The 26,759-nt window shown below is 63.0% G+C and carries 23 protein-coding genes and 1 pseudogene; 14 read left to right on the forward strand and 10 right to left on the reverse strand.

Going from position 1 to position 26,759, the window contains the following annotated elements; genetic code table 11:
- Positions 1–90: 90 nt before the first annotated feature.
- Entirely contained in the window at positions 91–369 is a 279-nt protein-coding gene (locus FJ425_RS15780) for a DUF2249 domain-containing protein (protein WP_140724737.1), read from the forward strand.
- A gap of 67 nt (positions 370–436) precedes the next feature.
- Here FJ425_RS15780 and mog read toward each other — a convergent pair whose 3' ends face one another.
- The 5 genes from mog to FJ425_RS15805 all read right to left on the reverse strand — a co-directional run bounded on the left by mog (position 437) and on the right by FJ425_RS15805 (position 3,915).
- The gene (gene mog, locus FJ425_RS15785; RefSeq protein ID WP_140724740.1) at positions 437–952 is read right to left on the reverse strand and encodes a molybdopterin adenylyltransferase; all 516 of its coding nucleotides are present in this window, start codon (positions 950–952) and stop codon (positions 437–439) included.
- A 5-nt stretch (positions 953–957) separates the two neighbouring features.
- Positions 958–1,902, reverse strand: coding sequence for a U32 family peptidase (locus FJ425_RS15790; RefSeq protein WP_246677949.1), 945 nt, complete (start codon positions 1,900–1,902; stop codon positions 958–960).
- 3 nt (positions 1,903–1,905) lie between these two features.
- Positions 1,906–2,889, reverse strand: coding sequence for a peptidase U32 family protein (locus FJ425_RS15795; protein WP_140724867.1), 984 nt, complete (start codon positions 2,887–2,889; stop codon positions 1,906–1,908).
- Between the two features lie 8 nt (positions 2,890–2,897).
- Positions 2,898–3,344 (reverse strand): SCP2 sterol-binding domain-containing protein, encoded by a 447-nt coding sequence (locus tag FJ425_RS15800; protein ID WP_246677950.1) that lies wholly within the window; start codon positions 3,342–3,344, stop codon positions 2,898–2,900.
- 127 nt (positions 3,345–3,471) lie between these two features.
- Positions 3,472–3,915 (reverse strand): hypothetical protein, encoded by a 444-nt coding sequence (locus tag FJ425_RS15805; RefSeq protein WP_140724746.1) that lies wholly within the window; start codon positions 3,913–3,915, stop codon positions 3,472–3,474.
- A 273-nt stretch (positions 3,916–4,188) separates the two neighbouring features.
- Here FJ425_RS15805 and FJ425_RS15810 point away from each other — a divergent pair.
- From FJ425_RS15810 to FJ425_RS15820, 3 genes and pseudogenes are all read left to right on the forward strand, one after another.
- Positions 4,189–5,597: pseudogene (locus FJ425_RS15810) on the forward strand (UbiD family decarboxylase).
- Positions 5,594–6,187, forward strand: a complete 594-nt coding sequence (locus FJ425_RS15815; RefSeq protein ID WP_140541818.1) for a UbiX family flavin prenyltransferase — start codon at positions 5,594–5,596, stop codon at positions 6,185–6,187. Before FJ425_RS15810 ends, FJ425_RS15815 begins: the two are co-directional and overlap by 4 nt.
- Before the next feature lie 11 nt (positions 6,188–6,198).
- Positions 6,199–6,474: a DUF2249 domain-containing protein gene (locus FJ425_RS15820; protein ID WP_181175932.1), complete on the forward strand. Its 276-nt coding sequence runs from the start codon at positions 6,199–6,201 to the stop codon at positions 6,472–6,474.
- A gap of 21 nt (positions 6,475–6,495) precedes the next feature.
- On the opposite strand, the gene FJ425_RS15825 is transcribed toward FJ425_RS15820, so the two are convergent.
- Positions 6,496–6,876 (reverse strand): hypothetical protein, encoded by a 381-nt coding sequence (locus tag FJ425_RS15825; protein ID WP_140724752.1) that lies wholly within the window; start codon positions 6,874–6,876, stop codon positions 6,496–6,498.
- A gap of 275 nt (positions 6,877–7,151) precedes the next feature.
- Between FJ425_RS15825 and FJ425_RS15830 the strand changes: the two genes are divergently transcribed.
- The 9 genes from FJ425_RS15830 (at position 7,152) to FJ425_RS15870 (ending at position 20,130) form a co-directional block, all read left to right on the forward strand.
- A complete protein-coding gene (locus tag FJ425_RS15830; protein ID WP_140724755.1) occupies positions 7,152–8,315 on the forward strand; it encodes an NnrS family protein in 1,164 nt (387 codons plus the stop codon).
- A gap of 312 nt (positions 8,316–8,627) precedes the next feature.
- Complete coding sequence (locus FJ425_RS15835) at positions 8,628–11,369, forward strand: MFS transporter (protein ID WP_140724758.1); 2,742 nt, start codon at positions 8,628–8,630, stop codon at positions 11,367–11,369.
- 14 nt (positions 11,370–11,383) lie between these two features.
- On the forward strand, positions 11,384–15,127 hold the full coding sequence (locus tag FJ425_RS15840; RefSeq protein ID WP_140724761.1) for a nitrate reductase subunit alpha: 3,744 nt from the start codon (positions 11,384–11,386) through the stop codon (positions 15,125–15,127).
- Entirely contained in the window at positions 15,124–16,650 is a 1,527-nt protein-coding gene (narH, locus tag FJ425_RS15845) for a nitrate reductase subunit beta (RefSeq protein WP_140632108.1), read from the forward strand. The genes FJ425_RS15840 and narH overlap by 4 nt, the downstream gene beginning before the upstream one ends.
- Positions 16,650–17,348 (forward strand): nitrate reductase molybdenum cofactor assembly chaperone, encoded by a 699-nt coding sequence (gene narJ / locus FJ425_RS15850; protein WP_140632106.1) that lies wholly within the window; start codon positions 16,650–16,652, stop codon positions 17,346–17,348. The genes narH and narJ overlap by 1 nt, the downstream gene beginning before the upstream one ends.
- 12 nt (positions 17,349–17,360) lie before the next feature.
- Positions 17,361–18,140: a respiratory nitrate reductase subunit gamma gene (gene narI / locus FJ425_RS15855; RefSeq protein ID WP_140632103.1), complete on the forward strand. Its 780-nt coding sequence runs from the start codon at positions 17,361–17,363 to the stop codon at positions 18,138–18,140.
- A 3-nt stretch (positions 18,141–18,143) separates the two neighbouring features.
- A complete protein-coding gene (locus FJ425_RS15860; RefSeq protein WP_140632099.1) occupies positions 18,144–19,043 on the forward strand; it encodes a peptidylprolyl isomerase in 900 nt (299 codons plus the stop codon).
- A 10-nt stretch (positions 19,044–19,053) separates the two neighbouring features.
- Positions 19,054–19,335, forward strand: coding sequence for a hypothetical protein (locus tag FJ425_RS15865; protein WP_140632096.1), 282 nt, complete (start codon positions 19,054–19,056; stop codon positions 19,333–19,335).
- 201 nt (positions 19,336–19,536) lie between these two features.
- Positions 19,537–20,130: a DUF2478 domain-containing protein gene (locus FJ425_RS15870; RefSeq protein WP_181164923.1), complete on the forward strand. Its 594-nt coding sequence runs from the start codon at positions 19,537–19,539 to the stop codon at positions 20,128–20,130.
- Between the two features lie 247 nt (positions 20,131–20,377).
- On the opposite strand, the gene FJ425_RS15875 is transcribed toward FJ425_RS15870, so the two are convergent.
- The 4 genes from FJ425_RS15875 to FJ425_RS15890 form a co-directional block, all read right to left on the reverse strand.
- Entirely contained in the window at positions 20,378–23,638 is a 3,261-nt protein-coding gene (locus FJ425_RS15875; RefSeq protein ID WP_140632091.1) for an efflux RND transporter permease subunit, read from the reverse strand.
- On the reverse strand, positions 23,635–24,645 hold the full coding sequence (locus FJ425_RS15880; RefSeq protein WP_140632089.1) for an efflux RND transporter periplasmic adaptor subunit: 1,011 nt from the start codon (positions 24,643–24,645) through the stop codon (positions 23,635–23,637). The genes FJ425_RS15875 and FJ425_RS15880 overlap by 4 nt, the downstream gene beginning before the upstream one ends.
- An 83-nt stretch (positions 24,646–24,728) precedes the next feature.
- Complete coding sequence (locus tag FJ425_RS15885; RefSeq protein WP_140632086.1) at positions 24,729–24,932, reverse strand: DUF2892 domain-containing protein; 204 nt, start codon at positions 24,930–24,932, stop codon at positions 24,729–24,731.
- A 29-nt stretch (positions 24,933–24,961) separates the two neighbouring features.
- The gene (locus tag FJ425_RS15890) at positions 24,962–26,254 is read right to left on the reverse strand and encodes an FAD/NAD(P)-binding oxidoreductase (protein WP_140724764.1); all 1,293 of its coding nucleotides are present in this window, start codon (positions 26,252–26,254) and stop codon (positions 24,962–24,964) included.
- 168 nt (positions 26,255–26,422) lie between these two features.
- Here FJ425_RS15890 and FJ425_RS15895 point away from each other — a divergent pair, with 168 nt between their 5' ends.
- On the forward strand, positions 26,423–26,719 hold the full coding sequence (locus FJ425_RS15895; RefSeq protein ID WP_140541845.1) for a metalloregulator ArsR/SmtB family transcription factor: 297 nt from the start codon (positions 26,423–26,425) through the stop codon (positions 26,717–26,719).
- Positions 26,720–26,759: the final 40 nt, after the last annotated feature.

Below are 26,759 nucleotides of genomic sequence, written 5' to 3' on the forward strand. Positions count from 1 at the left end.
AATAAACGGATTCGACCGGAGATATTTTTTTGGCGCCGAGCCAAGAGTGTCGGTGCTCGGCGCTTCCACAGCAAGTCGGGATTTAGGAATATGTCTGAATCAGGAGTCTCATCACAACCCCAGCTGGATGTACGCGCCGTCCCGCCCGTGGAGCGCCACGCCCGGATTTTCGCGATCGCCCAGGCACTGGCCGGGGGCCAATCCTTCGTCATCGTGAACGATCACGACCCGCGCCCTTTGCGCTATCAGATGGAAGCCAGATATCCTGGCCTGTTCGGTTGGGAATACCTGCAGCAGGGGCCGGACATTTGGCGCGTTGAGATCAAGAGATTGCATTCATCCGGCTGCGACTGTTGCTGCGGCGGCTGACGATCGCGCCGCTGTCCAGAGCAGTTCCAGTGTGCAGCGGCTTTCCGTCCGGAATTGCTCCAACAGCTCAGTCACGCTGCTCAAGGATGGGGGAATGCACCGCGATCGAGCCCGCGCCGATCAGCTCGAGGCAGTAGGGCACGGCAGGGAAGACGGCGCTGAGGCACACGTCGATGGAGGCAGGTTTTCCGGGCAGGTTTATGATCAGCGAACGACCGCGCACGCCTGCGGTTTGACGCGAAAGGATGGCCGTGCGCACATGCTGCAGGCTGGCCTGCCGCATGAGCTCGCCGAAACCGGGCAACTCCTTGGCGATGACCTGCCGCATGGCTTCCGGAGTGAGGTCCCTTGGCGAGGGGCCGGTTCCGCCGGTTGTCAGGATCAGGTCGGCGCCTGCCTGGTCGCAAAGCTCGATCAGCGCGTCACGGACACTCTCCAGGCCGTCGGGGACGATGCGGCGGACGAATTCGCAGGGCTCCGCCAGGACACGGCGAAGCCAGCGCTCGATTGCCGGTCCGCCAAGATCCTCGTACTCGCCGCGGCTTGCACGGTCGGATATCGTCACGATCGCGATCCGGGTCATCGCCGTCAGGCCGTCACGGTTACCTGCCAGCCGGGCTTGGCATAGGCGTATCCGTCGACCAGGGTTCCCGGCAGATCGAGGCATGAAAGGGAGAAGCGGGCATCTTCGGGCTCGTCCCTGCCGTCGGCAAGTCTTCTATAAATCCTCGCCGCCTCCACCATGTCGCATGCCTGCGGGGACAAGCGAAGACGCCTGATTGCCTTCGAGGCAAGCGCGTCGGGCGCGGGGCAGAAAGCCTGAACCTGATTGGAAAGGGTTTGCACGCCGTTGACGGCGAGGAACTGCTGGTCGTCGAGCGTGTCGACCGCGAGACCGTCGGGATCCCTTTCGCATGTGAACTGGCACGAATCCTTGTGAAGGCCATGGATCCGCGCATGATAGCAGCGTCCGGAAAGAGCGAGCGGCAGCCGGCCGAAGGCGAAAATCTCGAACTCGGCCTCGGGACATTTCAGGGACATGGCGCCGATCGCCGCAAACGACAATTCCACGGGCGGGCAGATTGTCCGCGCGCCGAGCTGGATTAGGAATCTCGCGGAAGCCTCGTTATAGACGTTCAGGAACGGACCTGTGACGAAGATTTTGCCGGAGCGTGACGGCAGGCCCGAAACATCGTTGATCTCGACCAGCCGCTCGTCTCCGCAAATGTCTTCGAGGCCTTTGCGCTCCCGGACGGTTGCCGGCGCGGCCAGTGTGGATAGCACCACCTGTTTGCCTCCGCGCTCCAGCCGTTCGATGACCGCCGGCCACACAGGATCGGAAAACGGCATGCGTTTTCCGCAGACGACTTCGCCGACGTGAACCCGCTCGATCGGGGCCTCGTCCGCGATCCTGCGGTAAAAATCCAGGAGACGGTCGGCGGACCAATGGAAGAAGACGGGTCCAAGCGTCAAAGCGATTTCAGGCGGGGCGATTTCCGGCAGGGCGATTTCCGTCGGGGCGATTTGGGACACCGGCTATCTCCATTTCTTCTCGTAAGCGCCGGCCGTCTGCCGAGCCCCTTCCGACTGGCCGGCGAGAAGCCGGTCGATATCGACAGCGTCGCCGCCCTGTTCGACCGCGTCGACGGCTTTCCTGAAGGCGCGCACGACCTCGCTGACATAGCCCTTGCCGCGCTGGCGTCCCTCGATCTTCAACGCAGTCACGCCGGCCGCCTTCAAGCCCGCGATCATGCCGCCGGCATTCAGGCTGACGGGATCCTCAAACAGATGGGACGTCTTGCCCCCGGCTTTGAATTTGCCTTTGCACAGAGTGGGATAACCCACCGGCTGGCCGCGCGCGTACCGGTCGATGGTGAAGCCGGACAGCCGCGCCGTCGTGCCGCTCGGCTCTTCGTCATAGCTCACCATCTCGGGCGGCGAGCAGACGCCGTTGAGGTTGGGCGATTTTCCCGTCGCGTATGACGAGAGATAGCAGCGCCCTTCGATCATCACGCAAAGGCCGCCGAAAACGAAGGCTTCGGTTTCCACGCCGATCGCACGGTTCAGCGCCGCTATCTCCTGGAGCGAAAGGATTCTTGGAAGCACCACGCGGCGGATGCCGAAATGAGCCGCATAGAAGCCGATCGCTTCGGGCGTTGCCGCGGCAGCCTGCACCGACAGGTGAAGGCGGATCTGCTTGTGATTCCGTGCCACATGGTCGAGCACGGCGAAGTCCGCGGCTATGATGGCATCCGCGCCGCTTTTGACCGCTGCGTCCGCAGCCTTCTTCCAGATGTCGACATCGTCGACGCGCGCAAAGGTATTGATCGCGACCAGAACCTTGCTGCCGTGGTCGTGGGCGAAGCGCACACCTTCGGCGAGCTCGTTCGGGGAGAAATTGAGCCCGGGAAAATTGCGGGCGTTGGTTTCATCGCGAAATCCACAATAAACCGCGTCCGCACCCGCCTGGACGGCTGCCCTCAACGTAGCAGGCGTTCCCGCCGGACAGACCAGTTCCATGCGTGCCTTCATGCTTGCTGCGCCTCGCTAGGGCTGTTGTGGGCCAATCGCCGTGCGACGCCCAAGGCGCCGAGGACACCCTTGTCGACGCAGCGGGCCAAGGTGCCGTGCAGCCCGAGCAGGTCCGCCGGGCGAAGCTCGGCATCCTCTATCGTGTTCCTCAAGGCAAGCACGGCTTCCGTGCGCCCGCTTATCGAGATCACGCGGCTGAAGAACATCGCATCGCCGTCCAATGTGCCGTCAAGCAGGCCCAACAAGGTCAGAAGCGGCCCTTTGATCTGCACGTCCGATCGAGCAGCCTCATCCTTGCTTACGACACGGACGCTGGATCGTTGTCCGTCCGGGACCACGCAGAACGCGAATGCGAGGTCGACGGGATCGATACCGAAGCAGGCCGACCGGGATTCGCCCAGGCGCTCGAAAAGGCCGGGACGTCGCCTGGCGAGCGAGCGCAACGACAATGTCAGCAATGGCCCGAGCGGCAGCCCTGCGACTGTAGGAAACAGGCGGCGGACAAATCGCGGCAGGATTGGCCCGGCATTGTGCTGCGTCATATTTAAGAGCTGCCCGTTTCACATTCGATCATGAAGGTTTACGGCCATCCAGAGACCGCATTCGCTGCCTGAGCAGCTTCGAAAAATTATCCTTGTTGGGGCAGAACTCGCGATAGTGGCTTTCGAAATCGAAGGCCTCAAGATGGCTGTGGCATCTTCGGCGATGGGGACATGTGATACAGGTTCGGGACATGAACTGATCATGCGCGAATTCCAGAGTATGAAAATTGTCGGGATCGATCCCAACTGAACGCATCGCCAGTGTAAGGAAATCCTTCGCGGCATAGGGCAGATGCATGGCGTCCTCGAACTCGCTGGGCGACATCCCAATGTCCTCAAGCAGGCCCATGCACTCGTCTGTTCCGAGCGCCCAAAAATCCCTTCTGGCTACCCTGTTCCGCCTGCGGTCCCTCAGACCGGCGATCGCCGACCGGCATGCTTCAAGCGCGTCGTTGACTAGGTTGCTGGCCATCTGAACGTCTTCCCGACACTGCCTCGATATATCGGTCAGCCCTTCAGGCGAGCGAAACCGTTGGACTCAAAGTACAGCGCGCAAACGGCCCGTTCTTTGACCTAGCGCAATGTTTTCGAGCGGCCGCCGTGAGAGAACGGCGTCGCCGACGGACCGGTCGTGCCGGATTTCGCCATGCATTATCGCCTTCTTCCCCAGTTCTGCGATCTCGGCTCCTTTGTTTCCTATCTGGACGGGAAGGGCCAGCTTCGACAAATCAGCGCCCCGGTATCGATGCGATTCGAGCTGACGGAGATACATAGAAGGGTGATCGCGGCGCGAGGACCGGCGTTGCGCATCACCATGCCTACGGACGGCCAGGGAGTGGGTTCGTCCTTTCCGGTCGTGGCAAATATCTTTGGGACGCGGGAGCGTGTCGCCTGGGGGCTGGGCACGGACGTTCGCGGGTTGGAAACGCTCGGCGCTCTGCTGGCGTGGATGAGGTCCCCCCAGGTTCCGCAGAACTTGCGCCAGGCCCGCCAGATTTTCTCCGTAGCGCGCGGCGCGTTGGCGGCGCGCCCGAAGATCGTATCGCCATCAAGACTATGGAAGGATGCCGAACCGGATTTCGCGATCCTTCCCGTCCAGACCTGCTGGCCGGACGACGCCGGTCCCCTCATCACCTGGCCCGTGGTCGTCACCCGGCCACCGGGCGACGGTGACCCCGGCAGATACAATCTGGGCGTATACCGGATGCAGTCATTGCCCGGGATCGGGCGATCGTAAGGTGGCTGCCCATGCGAGGCGGCGCGGCCCACCACCGCATGTGGCAGGCGAGGGGGCTTGAGATGCCCGTTGCCGTGGTCATCGGCGCGGACCCCGCGACCTTGATAGCGGCGGTGATGCCGGCGCCCGAAGGCGTATCGGAACTGTCGCTGTCCGGATTGATCAACGACCGACGGGTTGCACTATCGCCATGCAAGAGCATCGAGCTCCATGTCCCCGCCAGCGCCGAGATCGTGATCGAGGGAACCGTCTCGCCCAACGAAACAGCGCAGGAAGGTCCCTTCGGCGACCACACCGGATACTATAACGGCGCGGAGCATTTTCCCGTCTTCAAGCTCAAGCGGATTCGCGTGAGGGACGGCGCAAATTATCTCACGACGTTCACCGGGCGCGCGCCAGACGAGCCGTCCGTCCTCGCCGAGGCGCTGCTCGACGTCTTCAAGCCGCTGCTGTGCCAGCAAATGCCGGAAATACTCGACGTCTGGCTGCCGCCGGAGGCCTGCTCCTACCGGATTGCGGTCATATCGATCGCCAAGAAATATGCCGGACAGGCGCGGCGGGTGATGATGGGGTTCTGGTCGCTGCTGCCGCAGTTCTCGATGACCAAGATGGTCGTCGTGGTAGACGACGACATCGACATCCGGTCATGGTCGGACGTGATGTGGGCGGTCGCCACGCGCACGGATTTCTCGCGCGACCTGATGACGCTGGATCGAACCCCTATAGACACTCTGGACTTCGCGTCGCCGCTGGAAGGGCTCGGCGGAAAAATCGGATTCGACGCGACGCGCAAGATCGGGTCCGAAACGTCCCGTGAGTGGGGGAAGGAGCTGAAGATGTCGTCTCACATCGTTGGAAGGGTCTCCGAGCGCTGGGATGAGCTTTTCCCGCTGGCAGCCGCTTCGGTGCAGAAATGACGAAACGGATCATAGTGGGGGTTACCGGCGCATCAGGCTCGGTGCTGGCCCTCGAGACCATACGCCAACTGGTCAGAGGTGGGGTGGAAACGCATCTTGTCACCTCGAAGAGCGCGCGCATGACCATTGCTTACGAACTCGGCGCCGACGGATTGGCGCAGCTTGCCTCACTCGCCAATCACACCCACTCCCATCAGGACATGGCAGCACCCATTGCCAGCGGCTCCTTCAGGACGGACGGCATGATCGTCGTGCCTTGCTCGATGCGAACCCTTGCGGCGATGGCGCACGGCCTGGGCGACAATCTTCTGACCAGGGCCGCCGACGTCGTCCTGAAGGAGCGGCGCCGGCTGGTGGTCGTGCCGCGTGAGGCGCCTCTGCATGAAGGGCATCTGGAGGCGATGCTGAGATTGACGCGGATGGGAGCGATCATCGCGCCGCCGGTGCCGCCGTTCTACGTCAAGCCGGCTTCGATCGAGGCGATGCTTGTCGAGATGGCGGCACGACTGGTCAACTGGGCCGGCGTTGACCCCGGCGACAAGCTGACCAGGTGGGGCGAAAAGAATGTCGCAACCCGCCAGTTGTTTTGATGGAGCCGCCAATGGGAGGGAAGACCCCTGCGAATTGCAATGAGGAGCAGCAAGGCGAGCCATATGATGTAAGGCGACTTCATACGGCAAGGAAACAGGGGGCCGTCATGTCGATGTTCGACAGCCTCGAGCCTGGCCAGGCATTCTCGGTGATCCTGGACTTCGATCCCCGCCGATTGAAGCGTCAGCTCGAGTCGTCTTTCGCCGGCGACCTCGACTGGGTTTGTCTCGAGATTGGGCCACCGGAATGGCTGATCGAAATCGGCAAGAGAAAACCGGCTCAATGACCGGCCGGTTCTAGGTCTCAATTATCGCACAATTGCAATGAGAGCGGCAAATTGACCGAGCTGTCGCATCGAAAGCGCGCCATCCATCGCGATCGCCGCGATATCGTCAAAGAGAAGGGCGAAGTCCTGGTAGACACTGATGTCCCGTTCGGCCTCGCCTATCTCGTCGAGATCCTGCAAGAACAATAAAATGGTCTCGATATGCGCGCGTTGACGGCGCGCGTTGGTGAGGTGCCCGCGGGCCGCCGGCCCTATCTCCAAACGGGCGAAGCGGGACAACGTCTCGTCAAGCTTGGAGCGGCACCGGCAGTCCAACCCCGCCTCGTCGATCAGCCCTGCCAGCCGGGCAGCGGTGATCGCCATTTCCGCGGCGCTGTTTTCGGGAAGGCCGTACTTCGTCATCTTCTTCTCCCGCCGCAGACAGGCCTGCCTGGAGTCGCTGTGCAGTTGACCTGCGCCCTGAGCAGCCTGGCCGAGAAGATCGAGACACGTCCCATGCCGGAACCAGATCGCTGAGCTGCTTCAAGGACAATCCTCAAGATAGTCGATGCTTCTGAGAGATGTTTGCGCTGGAGCAAACACCAAACCGATCCTCGCACCTATTGTGCCATACGTGTCCTTCTGCCGGTCCGTCCAATGGCGGGCGACGCCGGAGAAGATTCCGCAGGACGGGTCGCATGGGCGCCGACGGCAATTTCAGGGCGTTCAAGACAAGACCGGTGCACTTGCCGTTCCGTCCGTTCTTTCTCGTGGCTGTTGTCGATGCCGTCCTCGGTGGCAGTGGCTGGTTGCCGTCGGCGTTCGGGCTGCAAGCCTACGGCTCGGCAGGAATCTCTGCCGGTGACTGGCATCGCGACATGCTTCTGTTCGGGATGGTACCGGCAGTGCTGACCGGCTTCCTGCTGACCGCGCTGCCGCGCTGGACGGGACATAGCGTGACGTCGCCGCGCACGACACATCTGCTCGTTCTCTTGTGGGCCTGCAGCCGTGTCGCCTTCCTGCTGCGGTTGCCGTCGCTCGGGCTTGCGTTTCCGGCCGTCTGGATGCTTGCACTGTTGTCGATCGCGGCCAGAGCAGTGATCGGTAGCCGGGATCGTCGCAATATCAAGATACTGCTTCTCCTGGCCGTTTTTTGCGGCAGCAACGGACTCGTTGCGGCCTCCTACCACGTCGAACTTGCGCTGAGACTGGCGCTCGTTTCGATCGTCAGCCTCGTCATCATCATCGCAGGGCGGGTCGTGCCGGCGTTGACCGTTGCCTATGTCGAGAGTGCCGGCGCTCAGATCATTCTCAGCTGCTCTGTTTTCAGCGAGCACGCGGCAGCGCTGATGACAATTTCTGCGCTTTGTTCGTGGGTTGTCGCGCCGGAGGCGCAACTCACCGGCATTGCCTGCGTTCTCGCCGCTCTCAGCCAAGCGATCCGTGCCGCGCAATGGAAAGGCTGGCGCAGCCTGTCGTCGTCGACGGTGCTTGGCCTTCACATTGGCTACGGCTGGATCGTCGTCGGTTTTGGATTGCTGGCCATCCATATCTTCGCGCCTGCAACGGTGAAGCAGGCGACCGCTCTTCACGCGTGGACCATCGGCGCCACCGGAACGATGGCGCTGGCCATCATGGCGAGCATGATCCGCAAGCATAGCCGGCTCGCCTTCACGCCCTCGACGCCTGCGACCGGAGCACTCGCGGCGATGACTGCCTGCTGTCTGTCACGCCTGCTGATCGAAGCGCTGCCTGGCTATTTCGGCCTGCTGGCAAGCCTTTCGGGCGCTTTGTGGATTGTCGCGTTTGGCCTGTTTCTGGCGGCCTATCGCGGGCCTCTTTTCGGCGCCGGAGCGAAATAGCCTACCAGATCCAGAAAAGCAGGAGCCACCCCGCCACGGCGGGTGCCATCGCAAGGCGAGATGTCTTTGTGCCAGCGCAAAGAGGAGGCGTCTTTCTCGGCCTAGGCTTCGCCGCGTGAATTCCGACCGCCGTCCGATTACGAACCTGACATCTGCTCCACTACAGGCTCGTCGAGGACTTCAAGCAACCCGACCGCCTCGTGACTGGGAAATCGTCGCCAGGATTGATCCTGATCAATGCCGCAACCAGCCAATGAAGCAATTCAATCCGGCATGAATTTCATTGCTCCGCCTCCAAGGAGACACCCGCCAATGCAGACGGCTTTGAATCCGAAGTCCGGTCAAATATTAGGGGCAAGCACGGCCGCATTTACGGTCTGCTTCGCGGTCTGGACCATCTTCTCCATCATCGGCATTCGCATCCGCCAGGAACTCGGCCTCAGCGAGACGCAGTTCGGTCTGCTTGTCGGCACGCCCATCCTGACCGGTTCCCTGCTTAGGGTCGCGCTTGGCATCTGGACCGACCGCTACGGCGGACGGTTCGTCTTCACGGCGAACATGCTCGCGGCCGCGGTCGCGACCTTCCTGCTGTCCTATGCTCACACCTATTCGCAGATGCTGGTCGCGGCTCTCGGCGTCGGCATCGCCGGCGGCTCCTTTTCGGTCGGCGTCGCCTATGTCTCGCGCTGGTTCCCGCCGCAAAGGCAAGGCACGGCGCTCGGTGTCTTCGGCGCCGGCAATGTTGGTGCCGCGGTCACCAAATTCCTCGCCCCCTTCGTGCTTGTCGCCTTCGGATGGCAGGCCGTGGCGCAGGTCTGGGCGGCTGCTCTCGTCGTCATGGCCGCCATCTTTTGGTTCACCACGGCAGATGACCCGGTCATCGTCGAACGCCGGCGCTCGGGCATCAAGCCGCAAAGCGCCTGGCTCGAGCTAGAGCCTCTGAAGAACGTCCAGATTTGGCGTTTCGCGCTCTACTATTTCTTCGTCTTCGGCGCCTTCGTCGCGCTCGCGCTCTGGCTGCCGCAATATCTCATCAATGTCTACGGCCTCGACATCAAGAGGGCCGGCATGATCGCCGCCTTCTTCTCGGTGCCGGCGAGCGTGTTCCGCGCCTATGGCGGACACCTCTCGGACAGCTTCGGCGCGCGCCGCGTGCTCTATTGGACCTTCTTCGTCTCGGTCGCGGCGACCTTCGTGCTGTCCTATCCGCCGACCGACTATATCGTGCACGGCGTCAACGGCACGACGACATCCTTCCATATCGAGATGGGCCTTTTCGGCTTCATCGTTACGATCTTCGTGCTCGGCTTCTTCATGGCGCTCGGCAAGGCCGCCGTCTACAAGCACATCCCGGTCTATTATCCCGATCATGTCGGTTCGGTCGGCGGACTGGTCGGCATGATCGGCGGCCTCGGCGGCTTCGTGCTGCCGATCCTGTTCGGCTTGCTGCTCGACCTGACCGGCCTCTGGACGAGCTGCTTCATGGCGCTCTTCCTGCTGGTGACGGGCGCGCTGCTGTGGATGCATATGGCCATCCGCCAGATGGAGCGCGGAACCGTCGGCGAGGCCCTCGCCAAGCTGCCGCCGTTCCCCGAAATGCAGCAAATGCCGGAGCCGGTGGCAAAGACCCGAACGGGCGGCGCTCTTGCCGACTGGCGTCCGGAGGACAAGGCCTTCTGGGCTGAAACCGGCCGCCGCATCGCCAAGCGCAATCTGTGGCTGTCGATCCCGGCGCTGCTGCTTTCCTTCGCAATCTGGCAGGTGTGGTCGGTCGTGGTCGCCAAGCTTCCGCTGGTCGGCTTCACCTTCACCACCGACCAGCTGTTCTGGCTCGCCGCCCTGCCGGGGATTTCAGGGGCCACCCTGCGCATCTTCTATTCCTTCATGGTGCCGATCTTCGGCGGCAGGCTCTGGACGACGCTGACGACCTGGTCGCTCGTCATACCGGCGGTCGGCATCGGCTATGCGGTGCAGAACCCGGACACGCCCTATGTCGTGCTGCTGATCCTGGCGCTGCTGTGCGGCTTCGGCGGCGGCAACTTCGCTTCCTCCATGGCCAACATCTCCTTCTTCTTCCCGAAGGCGGAGAAGGGAAACGCGCTGGCGCTCAACGCCGGGCTCGGCAATCTCGGTGTCAGCGTCGTCCAGTTCGTGGTGCCGCTGGCGATCGCCACCGGAATATTCGGCTGGCTCGGCGGCGATCCGGCCATGGTCAAGGGACCGGCCGGCGATACGCCGCTCTGGCTGCAGAATGCCGGCTTCGTTTTCGTGCCATTTATCGTGCTTTCGGCCTTTGACGCCTGGTTCGGGATGAACGACATCGCTTCGGCCAAGGCGTCGTTCAGCGAGCAGGCCGTGATCTTCCAGCGCCGTCACAACTGGATCATGGCCTGGCTTTACACCGGTACTTTCGGATCCTTCATCGGCTATTCGGCCGGCTTCCCGCTGCTTTCGAAGATGCTGTTTCCGGACGTCAACGCGCTCCAATTCGCCTTCCTCGGCCCGCTCGTCGGCGCTCTATCGCGTTCAGGCACGGGCTGGCTTGCGGACAGATATGGCGGCGCGCGCGTCACCTTCTGGGCCTTTGTCGTGATGATCGCGGGCGTTGCGGGTGTCTTGTGGTTCATCGGCATCAAGGATCAGCCGGGCGCGTTCACGGGCTTCTTCGCTTCCTTCCTGCTTCTGTTCTTCGCCACCGGCGTCGGCAACGCCTCCACCTTCCAAATGATCCCGGTGATCATGGCCAAGGAGATGGGCCGCTTGTTTCCCAAGGCCAACGCGGAAGCGCGTCGCCAGCAGGCGGAGAAGGAGTCGGCCGCCATCACCGGCTTCACCTCGGCGATCGCCGCCTTCGGCGCCTTCTTCATCCCGAAGAGCTACGGCAGTTCGATCGCGCTCACGGGCTCGCCGAACGCCGCGTTGTGGGCGTTCCTGCTGTTCTATGTGAGCTGCCTTGCCATCACCTGGGCTGTCTATACCCGCAAAGGCGGCCTTCTCCACGCCATCGAGCGCGCCAAGCGCGGCGCGGCCGCCCATACGGCCGCAGCCGAATAACCAGGGACAAAGCAATGTCGCATTTTCTCGACCGGCTAACCTTCTTCCGCAAGACCGTCGACACCTTCTCCGACGGCCACGGGATCGTGACCAATGAGGACCGCTCCTGGGAAGACGGCTACCGCAAGCGCTGGCAGCACGACAAGATCGTGCGCTCCACTCATGGCGTGAATTGCACCGGCTCCTGCTCGTGGAAGATCTACGTCAAGGGCGGCATCGTCACGTGGGAGACGCAACAGACCGACTATCCGCGCACGCGGCCCGACCTGCCCAACCACGAGCCTCGCGGCTGCGCGCGCGGTGCCTCCTACAGCTGGTATCTCTATTCCGGCGCCCGGGTGAAATACCCGATGATCCGCGGCCGGCTGTTGAAGCTGTGGCGGGCCGCCCGCGCCAAGATGCCGCCCGTCGCAGCCTGGGCCTCTATCGTCGCAGATGCGGAAAAGCGCCAGTCCTACATCTCGATCCGCGGCCATGGCGGCTTCGTGCGCGCAACCTGGGACGAGGTGAACGAGCTCATCGCGGCGGCCAATGCCTATACGGTGAAGACCCATGGTCCCGACCGCGTCATCGGCTTCTCGCCGATCCCTGCCATGTCGATGGTCTCCTATGCGGCGGGCTCGCGCTATCTGTCGCTGATGGGCGGCGTGTGCATGTCGTTCTACGACTGGTACTGCGACCTGCCGCCGGCGAGCCCGCAGACATGGGGCGAGCAGACCGACGTTCCCGAGAGCGCCGACTGGTACAATGCCGGCTTCATCATCGTCTGGGGTTCCAACGTGCCGCAGACGCGCACGCCCGATGCGCACTTTTATACCGAGGTCCGTTACAAAGGCACCAAGAGCGCTGTCGTCAGCCCGGATTACGCCGAGGCGACCAAGTTTGCCGATATCTGGCTCAACCCCAAGCAAGGAACGGACGCCGCCTTAGCGCTGGCGATGGGGCATGTCATCCTTCGCGAATACTACCTCGATCGCACGGTGCCCTATTTCGACGACTACGCCCGCAAATACACCGACCTGCCATTTCTGGTTCGCCTGACCGAACACGACGGCCGCCTCGTCCCCGAACGGCTGCTTCGCGCCTCCGAAATAGCCGGCGGCCTGGGCGAAACCAACAATCCGGATTGGAAGACGGTTGCGATCGACGACAATACCAACGCTCTCGTGGCTCCGCGCGGCTCGATCGGCTATCGCTGGGGCGAGAATGCAAAATGGAACCTCGAGGAGAAGGACGGCAAGGGCCAGGACGTCCGCCTCAAGCTGACGCTTGCCGGCAAGAAGGCCGAGATCGCGGCTGTCGATTTTCCCTATTTCGGCGGTCGCGCCACCGAACATTTCGTCTCGACCGATCACGGTGAAATCCTCACCCGCAATCTGCCGATCCGGCGGATCAAGCTAGGCGACGGCTCGACGGTGGCGGTGGCCACCGTGCACGATCTGATGATGGCCAATTATGGCCTCGACCGCGGCTTTGGCGGCGATCACACGGCCAGCAGCTACGACGACGATGTGCCGTTCACGCCGGCCTGGGCGGAGCGCGTCACCGGTGTGAAACGCGATGCGATCGTCACCGTCGCACGCGAGTTCGCCACCAATGCGGAAAAGACCAACGGCCGCTCGATGGTGATCCTCGGCGCCGGCGTCAACCATTGGTACCATATGGACATGACTTACCGGGGGATCATCAATCTCCTGGTGTTCTGTGGCGCCATCGGCCAGTCGGGCGGCGGCTGGTCACACTATGTCGGACAGGAGAAGCTGCGGCCGCAGACCGGGTGGACGCCGCTTGCGTTCGCGCTCGACTGGAACCGGCCGCCCCGGCACATGAACTCGACCTCCTTCTTCTACGCTCAGACCGACCAGTGGCGCTACGAGACGCTCACGGCCGCGGAAATACTGTCGCCGACGGCGCCGGAGGGGGACTGGAACAAGAGCTTCATCGACTACAATGTCCGCGCCGAACGCATGGGCTGGCTGCCCTCGGCGCCGCAGCTCAGGCAGAATCCTCTGACGATCGCCACCCAGGCCAAGGCCGCCGGCCTCGAGCCAAAGGATTACGTCGCCAAAGCGCTGAAATCCGGCGAGCTGGAACTGTCCTGCCACGACCCGGACGATCCCGCCAACTGGCCGCGCAACATGTTCGTCTGGCGTTCGAACCTGCTCGGCTCGTCGGGCAAGGGACATGAATATTTCCTCAAGCATCTGCTGGGTACGACGCATGGCGTGATGGGCAAGGATCTCGGGCCGGAAGGAGCGGTCCGCAACACGGAAGTCGTCTGGCACGAGACCGCGCCGCAAGGAAAGCTCGACCTGCTGGTGACGCTCGACTTCCGTATGTCGACCACCTGCGTCTACTCGGACATCGTGCTGCCGACGGCCACCTGGTACGAGAAGAACGACCTCAACACGTCCGACATGCATCCCTTCATCCATCCGCTCTCGGCGGCGGTGGATCCGGCCTGGGAGGCGCGCTCCGATTGGGAGATTTACAAGGGTCTCGCCAAGAGCTTCTCCGAAGTCGCGCCCGAGGTTCTGGGCATCGAGCAGGATGTGGTTCTTTCGCCTATCCAGCATGACAGCCCGGCCGAGATTGCCCAGGCCCTCGATGTCAAGGACTGGAAACTGGACGAAGTCGAGCCGATTCCGGGCAGGACGATGCCATCGGTGACGCTCGTCACTCGCGACTATCCCAATCTCTACGCCCAGTTCACGGCGCTTGGCCCGTTGATGACGAAAGTCGGCAATGGAGGCAAAGGCATCGCCTGGAACACCAAGCACGAAGTCGAGGCGCTTGGCGCGTTGAACGGCATTCATCTCGGCGGCGCGGCCAAGGGCCAGCCCAAGATCGAGACCGATATCGACGCCGGCGAGGTCATTCTGATGCTGGCGCCGGAGACCAATGGCGAGGTGGCGATCAAGGCCTGGGAAGCCCTGTCGGAAATCACCGGCCGGGAGCATGGCCACCTTGCCTTGCCGAAGGAAGACGAGAAGATCCGATTTCGCGATATCCAGGCGCAGCCGCGCAAGATCATCTCTTCGCCGACATGGTCCGGCATCGAAAGCGAGAAGGTCTGCTACAACGCCGGTTATACCAATGTCCACGAACTGATCCCCTGGCGGACATTGACCGGCCGCCAGCAGCTCTACCAGGATCACCTCTGGATGCGGGCATTCGGCGAGGGTTTCGTCACGTGGAAGCCGCCGGTCGACCTCAAGACGATTTCCGCCGTCAAGGGGCTCAGGTCCAACGGCAACAAGGAGATCGTCCTCAACTTCATCACGCCCCACCAGAAATGGGGCATCCACTCCACCTACTCAGACAATCTCTTGATGCTGACGCTCAATCGCGGCGGTCCGGTGGTGTGGATTTCCGAGGCCGACGCCAAGGCCGCTGACATCGTCGACAACGACTGGGTCGAGGTCTTCAATACCAACGGAGCACTCACGGCCCGCGCCGTCGTCTCCCAGCGTGTCAAGCCCGGCATGATGCTGATGTATCATGCCCAGGAAAAGATCGTGAACACGCCCGGATCGGAAATGACGGGCAATCGTGGCGGCATTCACAACTCGGTCACCCGAACGGTGCTGAAGCCCACCCACATGATCGGCGGCTATGCCCAGCAGTCCTACGGCTTCAACTACTACGGAACCGTCGGTTCCAACCGCGATGAATTCATCGTCGTCCGCAAGATGGCGAATGTCGATTGGCTGGAAGAACCGCTCGCATCCCAGGCGCCGAAGGAGGCCGCAGAATGAAAATCCGCGCTCAGATCGCGATGGTGCTGAACCTCGATAAGTGCATCGGGTGTCACACCTGCTCCGTCACCTGCAAGAACGTCTGGACCAATCGGGAAGGCGTCGAATACGCATGGTTCAACAATGTCGAGACCAAGCCGGGTGTCGGCTATCCCAAGGAATGGGAGAACCAGCAGAAATGGAACGGCGGCTGGCGACGCAAGAAGAACGGGAAGATCGAGCCGAAGATCGGCGCCAAATGGCGCATCCTCGCCAACATCTTCGCGAACCCCGATTTGCCGGAGATCGACGACTATTACGAGCCGTTCACCTTCGACTACCAGCATCTGCACACGGCGAAGGAATCCAAGGCTTTCCCCACGGCCCGTCCGCGCTCGGCCATCACCGGCGAGCGGATGGAGAAGATCGAATGGGGACCGAACTGGGAGGAGATCCTCGGCGGCGAGTTCGAGAAGCGGTCGAAGGACGTGAACTTCGAGGGCGTCCAGAAGGACATATACGGCCAGTTCGAAAACACCTTCATGATGTATCTGCCGCGGCTGTGCGAGCATTGCCTGAACCCCGCCTGCGCTGCGGTGTGCCCGTCAGGAGCCATCTACAAGCGCGAGGAGGACGGCATCGTCCTGATCGACCAGGACAAGTGCCGCGGCTGGCGCATGTGCGTCTCCGGCTGTCCCTACAAGAAGATCTACTACAACTGGTCGTCGGGAAAATCGGAGAAGTGCATCTTCTGCTTTCCGCGCATCGAGGCGGGGCAGCCGACGGTCTGCTCGGAAACCTGCGTCGGGCGCATCCGCTACCTCGGCGTGATCCTTTACAACGCCGACCGTATCGAAGCCGCGGCCAGCACTCCCGACGAGAAGGACCTCTATCAGGCGCAGCTCGATGTCTTCCTCGATCCGAACGATCCGGCGGTCATCGCCCAGGCCCGGGCCGACGGGATCCCCGACAACTGGCTGGAGGCGGCCAAATTGTCGCCGGTCTGGAAGATGGCGATGGAGTGGAAGATCGCCTTTCCGCTGCATCCGGAATACCGCACCCTGCCGATGGTCTGGTACGTTCCGCCGCTCTCGCCCATTCAGTCGGCGGCGGCCGCAGGCAAGATGGGTGTCGACGGCGACATGCCCGACGTGCGCAGCCTGCGCATCCCGCTCCAGTATCTCGCCAACCTGCTGACGGCGGGCAATGAGGAGCCCGTGGCCCTCGCGCTCGAACGCATGCTGGCGATGCGCAGCTATATGCGGGCAAAGACGATCGACGGCCGCCTCGACGAGTCGATCGCGGCGCGGGTCGGCCTGACGGGCGCGGCCATCGACGAAATGTACAAGGTGATGGCGATCGCCAATTACGAGGATCGTTTCGTCATCCCGACATCGCACCGCGAATGGAGCGAGGACGCGCAGGACCTGCGTGGCTCCTGCGGCTTTTCCTTCGGCAACGGCTGCTCGGGCGGGTCCTCGGAGACGAACCTCTTCGGCACCAAGCAGGCAAAGCGGCCGACAAACCCGATGGAGATCGCGTGATGGCCCCGCATTCGAACAGAACCTTCAAGGCGCTCTCGGCGCTGCTTTCCTACCCGAGCGAGGAGCTTTGCGCGGCGATCCCTGAAATCGCCGCGGCGGTCGCGGCCGAGGGATTGGTGTCGGACGAAGCGGGCAGGCAGCTGCAGCCCTTGCTTGCCGATCTGGCCACACTGGATCTCTACGACCTGCAGGAGCGCTACGTCGAGTTGTTCGACAAGACGCGCCGTCACTCGCTGCATCTCTTCGAACACATCCACGGCGAGAGCCGAGATCGCGGCCAGGCCATGGTCGACCTTGCCGAACATTACCGGCGTGGCGGGCTTGTCGTCGCGGCAAACGAACTGCCCGACTTCATCCCGCTCTTCCTGGAGTTCCTCTCCGCTCGTCCGTTGGAAGAGGCGCGCGGCCTGCTCAATGAAGCCGCCCACATCTTCTCGCTGCTGGAGGAGCGGCTCGCCAAGCGCAACGGCGGCTATGCCGCCGTGTTCACGGCCATATGCTCGCTTGCCGGCAAGCCCGCCATGGTCGCGGACGCTGCCGAAATCGACGAGCCCGACGACCTGGCGGCTATCGACGCAGCCTGGGAGGAGACCGCCGTCGCATTCGGCCCCGGAAACGCGACGGACGGCTGTTCCGTCGACCGGCTGAGAATCCAGATGCGCGCCGCCAATCGCGATGCGCGCAACAATGCGGCCTGACGGAGGCAAGCCATGTCCGACACGATCAACCACGCGCTCTTTGGCTGGTATCCCTATTTCTGCCTGACGATCTTCCTGCTCGGCAGTCTGATCCGCTTCGATCGCGAGCAGTATACCTGGAAGACGGGTTCCTCCCAGCTGCTGCGGCGGCGCCAGCTCCGCTGGGGCTCCAACCTGTTCCATGTGGGCATCCTTGCGATCTTCGGCGGCCATTTCGTCGGCCTGCTGACACCGATCTGGGTGTTCGATGCGCTCGGTGTTTCGCACAGCTTCAAACAGGGTCTTGCCATCACCGCCGGCGGCATCGCCGGTGTGGCCTGCTTCATCGGCATCGCGCTTCTTGCCCATCGCCGGCTGTTCGATGCCCGCATCCGCAAAACGTCCGCGCCCGGCGACATCGCGATTTTGCTGCTGCTCTGGGTTCAGCTCGCGCTTGGCCTTTCGACCATCTTCGTCTCGCTCGGCCACATGGACGGCCACGAGATGGTGAAATTCATGAACTGGGCGCAGGGCATTCTCACGTTGCAGCCGGCGGCCGCAGCCTATGTCGCCGACGTCAATCCGATCTTCAAGGCGCATCTGCTGCTCGGCATGACGATCTTCCTGGTCTTCCCGTTCACGAGGCTGGTTCATGTCTGGAGCGCGCCGGTCTGGTATCTCGGCCGTCCCGGCTACCAGGTTGTGCGCACACGCTTGTCGACCCGCCGGTCGCCCGCGCCGGTGCCGGTGGTGCGATCCGCCGCGCCGGCGAGGCGACCCGCCGCCATTCCTTCCCACCAGCCTGCGGAGTAGACCATGGCCGCCCTCGTCATCGACCATTCGGCCGGGCGCAAATCGTCCGAACATCCGCACGAACACCGGCCCGCGACTCCCGACACGGCGCCGTCCCGCGAACGCGTGGCGATGCCGCCGGTGACCGTCAATGGTGTGGCGATATCGCGCAAGGCGATCGCCGCCGAGGTGCAGAATTTTCCCGCCCGCAATCCCGGCGAGGGCTGGCGTGCCGCGACCCGCGCGCTCGTCATCCGCGAGCTGCTCCTGCAGGAGGCCCGGCGTCTCGGTATCGCCCCCGAGCAGCAGGCCGATCAGGATGGACGCCGGGAGACCGTCGAAGACGCGCTGGTGCGCGGCCTGATCGAGCGCGAGGTCCAAGTTCCCGAGGCTGACGAGGTGATGCTGCAGCGCTTCTACGAGAACAATCTTCGCCGCTTCGTGACGCCGCCGCTCCTTGAAGCCGATCATATTCTCATAGCGGCTCGTCGCGATGACAAGGAGGCCTTTGCCGCCGCGCGTGAAAAGGCGCTGTCACTCAGATCCGGCCTGGCCGCGGCGCCCGCGCGTTTCGCGGCGCTGGCGCAAGACTGCTCGGATTGTCCATCGGCAACCGTTGGCGGCAGCCTCGGCCAGATCGGGCCGGGCGACACGACGCCGGAATTCGAGGCCGCTCTCGGCGATCTTGCGCCGGGTGAGATTTCTTCGCCGGTGGAGACGCGTTACGGCGTCCACCTCATTCGGCTGACGCGGCGCATCGATGGCCGCCAGCTTCCGTTCGAGCACGTGCGCGAACGCATTGCGTCCTACCTGGCCGAGCACGTCAGCCGGCAGGCGACGGCGCAATACGTCGCGCTGCTTGTCGGCCGGGCGGACATCGTCGGCATTGCCATCGACGGCGCATCCTCGCCGCTGGTGCAGTGAGGCGGATGCGATGCTCGGAGATATCATCGCCTCGCTGGAGGATCCGAAAGCGGCCATGGCTATGGTCGCCGCGTTGGAAGAGCCGGCCTTGGCTGCGCTGCTGACCGCCGCCGCGGATGCGTCCGGTCGCTCGCCGGCCGATATCGTCGGCTCGGCCGTACGCAATTTCGTGGACACCGCATCCGACGATCTTTGGACGCAACTCATCGGTATCATGAACCGCGCACAGGATCCGGGCCTTGCGGCCATGCGCGCGATTCTCGAAAAGACGCTGCCGGACGTCGAGGCATGACCGTGCCGGCAATACTGCCCCACAGCAGCTTCGGCGCAGGCGCAATGCCGTGCGGCGCGACGCACAGCCATCGCATTGGCGGCCACAGAATGAGCCGGAAATGGTTCCGATGGCCGACGCCGTCGGATGCCTTCAATTCCGGCGCATTGGGGCGATCCAGGGCCGCTGCCGTCTGGCAAAATCAAACCAAAGGAGATTCCGATGCAGGGCGTTCGTCCTGACTGCCCCATCACCGCGATCGTCTATTCAGACGGCACGGAGTTCGAGGCATTCCTGCAGGAAACAACTGCCGTCATGGCCGAGCGGGAGATGCGATTGGCCGGCCTTGTTCAGCTAAGCGAAAAGAGGCCTGATCGGGTGAAATGCGACATGCATCTGCGGGATCTCGCTTCGGGTAAGCTCCACGGCATATCCGACGATCGGGGTCCCCATGCCCGAGGCTGCGTTCTGAATACCGACAGCCTGCTCCGCGCCTGCGAAGCCGCCGGGGCAGGGTTGTCCTGCAAGACCGATCTTCTGGTTCTCTGCAAATTCGGCAAGACCGAGGTCGAAGGCGGTGGCTTCAGGGGCCTGATCGCCAAGGCGCTGGAACTTTCCGTGCCGGTGCTGATCGGTGTTCCCGTCATCAATCTCATGGCGTTCCGCGAATTTGCAGCCGATCTCGCCCGAGAAATCGAACTGTCTCATTTTTCGTCCGACCGGTTTGCGGCCGTGGACCGTCTGCTCCACGATAGCTTGATGCTTGCCCCCAACCAATCCCAGGATGGGAGAACGGCCGGTGCCGAGATGGCTTGACATCATTGTGCGCTCCATCGTTGCTGGCGGAGCCGTGGGTGTTTGGGCAGCCATTGTCAATTTGACGGGAGGCCCATCGGTTTTGATTGTCTTGGCGGCGATCTTGATAGTGTTCGGCGTCTCCGGCGATTTCCGCCACAGCTAAGAGCAATTCCAAGAAAAGTGTGAAACCGTTTTGCGTCCGGAATCGCACCAGGACAAAGAAATAGAGCGGTTCGCCGTTTCAGTTAAACGGTGAAACGCTCTGCTAACGGTTTGCTGGCTCGGGATATTCGGTCAGCGGTGCTGCGACAGCTTCGCTGTATCCAGCATCGGCGGGCGGGCCACCGCGCAGCGCCACATAGATCGCCGGAATGACAAGCACGGTCAGCAGCGTCGAGGAGGCAAGGCCGAACAGTAGGGATATGGCGAGGCCTTGGAAAATCGGATCGGTCAGGATCACCGCGGCGCCGATCATTGCCGCGAGCGCGGTGAGCAGGATCGGCTTGAAGCGGATCGCGCCGGCCTTGAGCAGCACACCGACGAGCGGTCCGTCAGTCCCCCTGGCGTGACGGATGAAATCCACCAGCAGGATCGAGTTGCGCACGATGATGCCGGCTAGCGCTATGAAGCCGATCATCGAGGTGGCCGTGAAGGGCGCGGCGAAGGCCCAGTGGCCGAGCATGATGCCGATCAGTGTCAGCGGGATCGGGGTCAGGATGACCAGCGGCAGCTTGAACGATCCGAACTGCGCGACGACCAGGATATAAATGCCGAGGATAGCCACCATGAAGGCGGCGCCCATGTCGCGGAACGTCATCCAGGTCACCTCCCATTCGCCGTCCCACAACAGAGTGGGTTTGGATTCGTCGTCCGGCTGGCCGTGCAGCGCGATGGCCGGCTTTGGGACGCTGCCCCAGTCCGCCTTGGCAATCGCATCGTCCACGGCGAGCATGCCATAGACCGGCGCCTCGAACGCGCCGGCCAGTTCGCCGATCACCATCTCGGCCGGGCGTCCGTTGTGGCGGAAGATCGGGTAGGAGGCCGGCTCCCGGCTCACCCGCACGACGTCGCCAAGCTCGACAACATCGCGCGCGCCGGGCAGCGCGTTTGCGGCCACCGGTGTTGCCAGGGCGCGCTGATCGACCACGCCGTTTGTCTTGGACAAGGCGATGCGGATCGGGATCGGCAGTCGTCCGCCGCCTCGGTGCGAGTAGCCGACCGTGGTCCCGCCGTAGAGATAGCTCAGCGTGTCGTACACGTCCGCCTGCTCGACCTTGTAATATTCCAGGTTGTCCTGGTCGATTGATAGCCGGAGCCGTTCCGGCGGGTTGTGGAAGCTGTCGTCGATGTCGACGATGAACGGGATGCTTGCGAAGGTCTCGCGAACCTTGGCCGCGACCGCGCGGCGGGTCTCGGCATCCGGGCCGTAGATCTCGCCCAGCAACGTGCCGAGCACCGGCGGCCCCGGCGGCGGCTCCACCACCTTCAGCACCGTGCCCGCCGGAATCGCCATTCCCTTCAAGCGATCGCGCAAGTCGAGCGCAATGGCATGACTGGCCCGGTTGCGGTCGCCCTTGGGAAGCAGGTTGACGGCGATGTCGCCCTGTTCGGGGCTCGATCGCAGGTAGTAGTGGCGCACCAGGCCGTTGAAATTGAAAGGCGCGGAGGCGCCTGCGTAGGTCTGGAACGAAACCACTTCCGGCACTGAGGCCAGCCGGTTCACGGCTGCCTGCAGCAGCCGGTTGGTGTCCTCGACCGACGAGCCCCGGGGCAGGTCCGCCACGATCTGGAGTTCGGTCTTGTTGTCGAAGGGCAGAAGCTTGACCGTTACGTGCTTGGTGTAGATCAGCGCCATGGACCCAATCGTGGCGATACCCACGACCAGAAGGAAGGTCCATGCCCGGAGGCGCGACTTCAAGATCGGCCGCGCCACCGCGATGTAGACCCGCCCCAGCACGCCGCCATGCGCGCTGCCGGCATGGCCATGCGCGCCGGTTTTTCCGCCGAACTTCAGCATCAGCCACGGCGTCAGCATCACCGCGACGAAGAAGGAGAAAAGCATCGCCGCCGAGGCATTGGCCGGAATCGGGCTCATATAGGGACCCATGAGGCCGGAGACGAACAGCATCGGAAGCAGCGCGGCCACCACGGTCAGCGTCGCCACGATGGTGGGATTGCCGACCTCGGCGACCGCGTCGATCGCCGCCTGGGTGCGCGAACGTCCATCGTTCATCGCCCAGTGGCGCGCGATGTTCTCGATGATCACGATCGCGTCATCGACGAGAATGCCGATGGAGAAGATCAGCGCAAACAGGCTGACGCGGTTCAGCGTGTAGCCCATGATGCGCGATGCAAACATGGTCAGCAGGATCGTCGTGGGTATCACGACGGCCACCACCAGAGCTTCCCGCCAGCCGATGGCGACGGCGACCAAGAGAACGATGGAGACGGTCGCCAGCCCCAGATGGAAGAGCAACTCGTTGGCCTTCTCATTGGCCGTCTCGCCGTAGTTGCGCGTCACGCGCATCTCCACGTCCTTCGGGAAGACCTGGCCGCGCACCTGCTCGAGGCGCTTGACGATCGTATCGGCGATGACGACCGCATTGGTGCCTGGTCGCTTCGCGATCGCAACCGACACGGCCGGCGTCCGTTCGAGACCGGTGTCGGACTTGACGATGTTGGTGACGCGGTTTTCCGCCGGCGACGTCGCGAGCACGACGCTGGCCACGTCGCGGATATAGACCGGCCGCCCGTCGCGAGCCGTCAGCAGCAGGTTGCCGATGTCGGACAAAGCCTGCAGCGTCTGGCCGGCCACCAGCACACGCTGATTGCCCTGGTCGCGCACTGTGCCGATTTGGAAGGACCGGTTGGCGCCCGCGATCTTGCCCGTCACCTGCTGCAGCGTGATGCCATACAGCGAAAGCTTTTCCGGATCCGGCTCGACCTGGATCTCCTCCGGCTGCTCCCCGACTATGTAGGTGAGGCCGATGTCGGGAAGCTTTGCGGCCTCAACCTGCAGCTCATGCGCAAGACGCGTCAGGTCCGCCGAAGTGTAGCGTGACGCCGCTTGCGGCGCCGGCGTCAGCGTCACCACCACTATGGCGACGTCATCTATGCCGCGCCCGACGATCAGCGGCTCCGGAATCCCGACGGGGATACGATCCATGTTGGCGCGGACCTTGTCGTGGACACGCAAGATCGCGGCGTCAGAGCTGGTGCCGACCTTGAAGCGCGCGGTCACCAGCGCGCCGTCGTCCATGGTTTGGGAATAGACGTGCTCCACGCCGTCTATGCCCTTGATGATCGTCTCCAGCGGCTCGGTCACGAGCTTGACGGCATCCTCGGCCTTCAGGCCGTTGGCGGACACGTGGATGTCGACCATGGGCACGGAGATCTGCGGCTCCTCCTCGCGCGGCAACGTGACCAAGGCCACAAGCCCAAGCGCCAGCGCGGCCAGCAGGAACAGAGGCGTCAGCGGCGATGCGATGAAGGAACGGGTAAGCCAGCCGGCGATGCCGAGTTTCATGGCAGGACGACCTTGTCGCCATCGGCAACACCACTCAGGATTTCGACGCGCGGCTGGCCGGCGTCCTGGAATTCCCCGCCCAGCACGACCGCGGCCTCGAGCGGGCCGTCCGCCGTCTCGACCGTGACGTAGTCTATGCCGTGGACGGTCCTGAGTGCCTCGGGCGGAACGCCCAGTATGGTCCGTTTGGCAACCGGTATGGAAACGAGCGTGCGCTCATTGACGAAATAGGTCCCGATATCGACGACTTCGACGTCGGCAATCACGCGGCCATTCTCGATCTCGGGGTAGATCTTGGCGATCCGCCCCTCGCTAGCCTTGACGAAGCCGGCATTGGTACCCGTGCCGCGTTCGCCGATGTCGACGCGGGCGCCTTCCGTTATTTCGACGGCATGCCGCTCCGGCAAGGACAGTCGCAGATAGTACTGGCCCGACGCCACCCGTGCCGCAGGTTCGCCCGTCATGATCACCGAGCCGGTGGCGACCGGCACGGTCAGTACCCGGCCATCGGCCGGAGCCAGGATATCGCCCTCCCTGGAGCTTTGCTCGATGACCGCCTTCTCCGCAATCGCAGCCGCCAGCTGGTTCGTGACGACATCGAATTGCGTCTTCGCGGCGTCGACCCGGCTTTGGGCGGCGGCACCCTTGGCGAGCAGGTCCTGCGCGCGTTGCAGATCGGTACGGGCACTATCGAGTTGCGAATTCAGCGCCGCGATCTTGGCGTCGGCGGCTCTGAGTTGCAAGGCGAGCTTGTCGTCGACAACCGTGGCGATCACGTCGCCCTTGCTTACCTGGACGCCCTCCGAGACGCGGATGGAGGCGACGGTTCCCGAGATCCTCGCCCTGGCCGGCAGGATGGTGCGGCTCTCCACTTGTCCATACACAGCCTTCATCTCGGTGATGGCCGCGGCCTTGACTATGAAATCGGCGGCACGTGCATCGACCGCGACAAGGCCGGCGGCGCCGATCAGAACAATGTTCGCGAGGGCCGATCGTATGGTTCTCATTACGCTTCTCTCGTCGATTGAAACGGGCCGGGAGGCGACTGAGCCGTCTCCCGGCTAGCGGCCAATTGCTCGATGACGTGCCGTTATTTGAACGCCACGCCCGGCTTGCAGCCGAGCTTCTTGAAGACCATCGCTGCCGGGCAGAAACCCGTGACCGAGGCCTGCATCATGTTGAGCCCGGCGAATGCGGTCAGCAGGAACCAGTAGGGCGAATAATAGATGCCGAGTGCGAGCGATATCAGCACCATGAAGCCCGCGAACATGAGAACTGCCCTGTCTATCGTCATGATCGTTTTTCTCCTGGATACCGCCGTGCCTATTCGGCCGGCTCGATGTGGATGGCCTTGAGTTTCTTGATGCCGAGAACGTCGAGCGCCAGCCCCTCATAGAAGGTCTCGCTCTTTCCTTGTCGCACCTTGTGGAGGAAGTATTTCTCAAACCCGACCTTCGCCGCGTGCACCCACTTGCCCTGTGAAGACCAGTTGACGTTGCGGGGAGGGATCTGCGGCTGCGCGACAAAGGCTATGCCTTCATCGCCGAAATCGGCGAGGCAGACCGCATTCCATGTCGCGACGGCCCTCGGTTCCTCGCCGCGCAGAAGCGCGCCGATGTTCTCGGCGGTGGCCGTGACCATGGATTCGATCATGAAGCCCGTCTTCGGCACGCCCACGGGAAGCGGCGTCTTGCCGACCGGCGGAATGGCCACACAGACGCCGATCGCGAAGACATTCGGAAAAGCCTGGTTGCGCTGATGTTTGTCGATGGTGACGAAGCCGCGCGGATTGACGAGGCCTTCAATGCCCTTGACGGCGTCGACACCCCGGAACGCCGGCAGCATCATCGACAAGGCGAAGGGCAGGTCATGCTTGGCCTTGGTCGCACCGTCGTCGTCGACTTCCTCGACATGCATGACACCGGCGTCGACCGAGGTCACCTTGGCGTTGGTGACCCACCTGATGTGGCGATCGCGCATGGCGCTCTCGAGCAGGCCCTTGGTATCGCCGACGCCGTCAAGGCCGAGATGGCCAATATAGGGCTCCGGCGTGACGAAGGTCATCGGCACGCGGTCGCGCACCTTGGCCTTGCGCAGCGCGGTGTCGAGGATGAAGGCGAATTCGTAAGCCGGACCGTAGCAGGACGCGCCCTGGACCGCGCCCACGACCATCGGGCCGGGCTTGCGGACCAATTCGTCGAACCTCGCCCGCGTGGCGACGGCATGATCGATGTGGCAAATGGATTGGGTATGGCCGGCAGGTCCGAGACCCGGCACTTCGTCGAAGGCAAGGTCGGGGCCGGTCGCGATGATCAAATAGTCGTAGTCGACGAGGGAGCCGTCATTGAGTTCGACGCGGTTTTCCTTCGGAAGCACCTTCTTCGCGCCCTCGTGGCGCAGCGCGATGCCGCGACGCTTGAAGATATCCAACAGATCGACGGTGACGTCATCGCGCATCCGCCAGCCGACGGCCACCCAGGGATTGGAGGGCACAAAGGAATAAGACGTGCCGAGCGTGACGACGGTCAGCCGGTCATCTCGGCGCAGCTTTTCGCGCATTTCGTATGCCATGATCGTGCCGCCGAGACCTGCTCCGAGGACGACGATGTGGGACATGATACCCTCCCGTTGGTTCGATCTTCGTGGCATCCTGCGCGGGAAAGTCGCGTTCCGCGTTGATCGGGCTCAATTTCCAAACGGGGCGACGCAATTGTAAGGTGACGGCGTCGAAGAGCCCGAATGGCAAGCTTGCATGTAACATTCAAAGATTATAAATTCAAGAACATGAATGTAAGAGATTTGATCCCGGCCTCAGGCAGGGCGGCCGAGCTGCTTCGGAGCCTGTCCCATCCACAGCGTTTGCTCGTGCTATGCGCACTCGGCAACGAGGAGCGCTCGGTGGCCGAATTGCGAGAACTTCTCGACATCGACCAGGTGCCGATGTCGCAACAGCTTATGCGGCTCAGGGCCGATGGGCTGGTCGAAGCCCGTCGCGAAGGGACGACCGTCTATTACCGCATCACCAGGCCGGAAGTGCTGACTGTTATCGAGGCGCTGCATTCGGCTTTCTGCCCAAGCTGATGCATGCCACCCAAAAGTGCGCAGCGGTTTTGGGAAGACG

This window comes from Mesorhizobium sp. B2-7-2, from assembly GCF_006440775.1.
GTDB lineage: Bacteria > Pseudomonadota > Alphaproteobacteria > Rhizobiales > Rhizobiaceae > Mesorhizobium.

Coding starts and splice junctions, on each gene's coding strand:
- FJ425_RS15825 (WP_140724752.1), bottom strand. CDS start 6,876: ATGACGAAGTACGGCCTTCCCGAAAACAGCGCCGCGGAAATGGCGATC.
- mog (WP_140724740.1), bottom strand. CDS start 952: ATGACCCGGATCGCGATCGTGACGATATCCGACCGTGCAAGCCGCGGC.
- FJ425_RS15780 (WP_140724737.1), top strand. CDS start 91: ATGTCTGAATCAGGAGTCTCATCACAACCCCAGCTGGATGTACGCGCC.
- FJ425_RS15820 (WP_181175932.1), top strand. CDS start 6,199: ATGGGAGGGAAGACCCCTGCGAATTGCAATGAGGAGCAGCAAGGCGAG.
- FJ425_RS15875 (WP_140632091.1), bottom strand. CDS start 23,638: ATGAAACTCGGCATCGCCGGCTGGCTTACCCGTTCCTTCATCGCATCG.
- FJ425_RS15890 (WP_140724764.1), bottom strand. CDS start 26,254: ATGTCCCACATCGTCGTCCTCGGAGCAGGTCTCGGCGGCACGATCATG.
- FJ425_RS15885 (WP_140632086.1), bottom strand. CDS start 24,932: ATGACGATAGACAGGGCAGTTCTCATGTTCGCGGGCTTCATGGTGCTG.
- FJ425_RS15895 (WP_140541845.1), top strand. CDS start 26,423: ATGAATGTAAGAGATTTGATCCCGGCCTCAGGCAGGGCGGCCGAGCTG.
- narH (WP_140632108.1), top strand. CDS start 15,124: ATGAAAATCCGCGCTCAGATCGCGATGGTGCTGAACCTCGATAAGTGC.
- FJ425_RS15840 (WP_140724761.1), top strand. CDS start 11,384: ATGTCGCATTTTCTCGACCGGCTAACCTTCTTCCGCAAGACCGTCGAC.
- FJ425_RS15805 (WP_140724746.1), bottom strand. CDS start 3,915: ATGGCCAGCAACCTAGTCAACGACGCGCTTGAAGCATGCCGGTCGGCG.
- narJ (WP_140632106.1), top strand. CDS start 16,650: ATGGCCCCGCATTCGAACAGAACCTTCAAGGCGCTCTCGGCGCTGCTT.
- FJ425_RS15815 (WP_140541818.1), top strand. CDS start 5,594: ATGACGAAACGGATCATAGTGGGGGTTACCGGCGCATCAGGCTCGGTG.
- FJ425_RS15835 (WP_140724758.1), top strand. CDS start 8,628: ATGCAGACGGCTTTGAATCCGAAGTCCGGTCAAATATTAGGGGCAAGC.
- narI (WP_140632103.1), top strand. CDS start 17,361: ATGTCCGACACGATCAACCACGCGCTCTTTGGCTGGTATCCCTATTTC.
- FJ425_RS15880 (WP_140632089.1), bottom strand. CDS start 24,645: ATGAGAACCATACGATCGGCCCTCGCGAACATTGTTCTGATCGGCGCC.
- FJ425_RS15870 (WP_181164923.1), top strand. CDS start 19,537: ATGCAGGGCGTTCGTCCTGACTGCCCCATCACCGCGATCGTCTATTCA.
- FJ425_RS15830 (WP_140724755.1), top strand. CDS start 7,152: ATGGGCGCCGACGGCAATTTCAGGGCGTTCAAGACAAGACCGGTGCAC.
- FJ425_RS15865 (WP_140632096.1), top strand. CDS start 19,054: ATGCTCGGAGATATCATCGCCTCGCTGGAGGATCCGAAAGCGGCCATG.
- FJ425_RS15860 (WP_140632099.1), top strand. CDS start 18,144: ATGGCCGCCCTCGTCATCGACCATTCGGCCGGGCGCAAATCGTCCGAA.
- FJ425_RS15795 (WP_140724867.1), bottom strand. CDS start 2,889: ATGGAACTGGTCTGTCCGGCGGGAACGCCTGCTACGTTGAGGGCAGCC.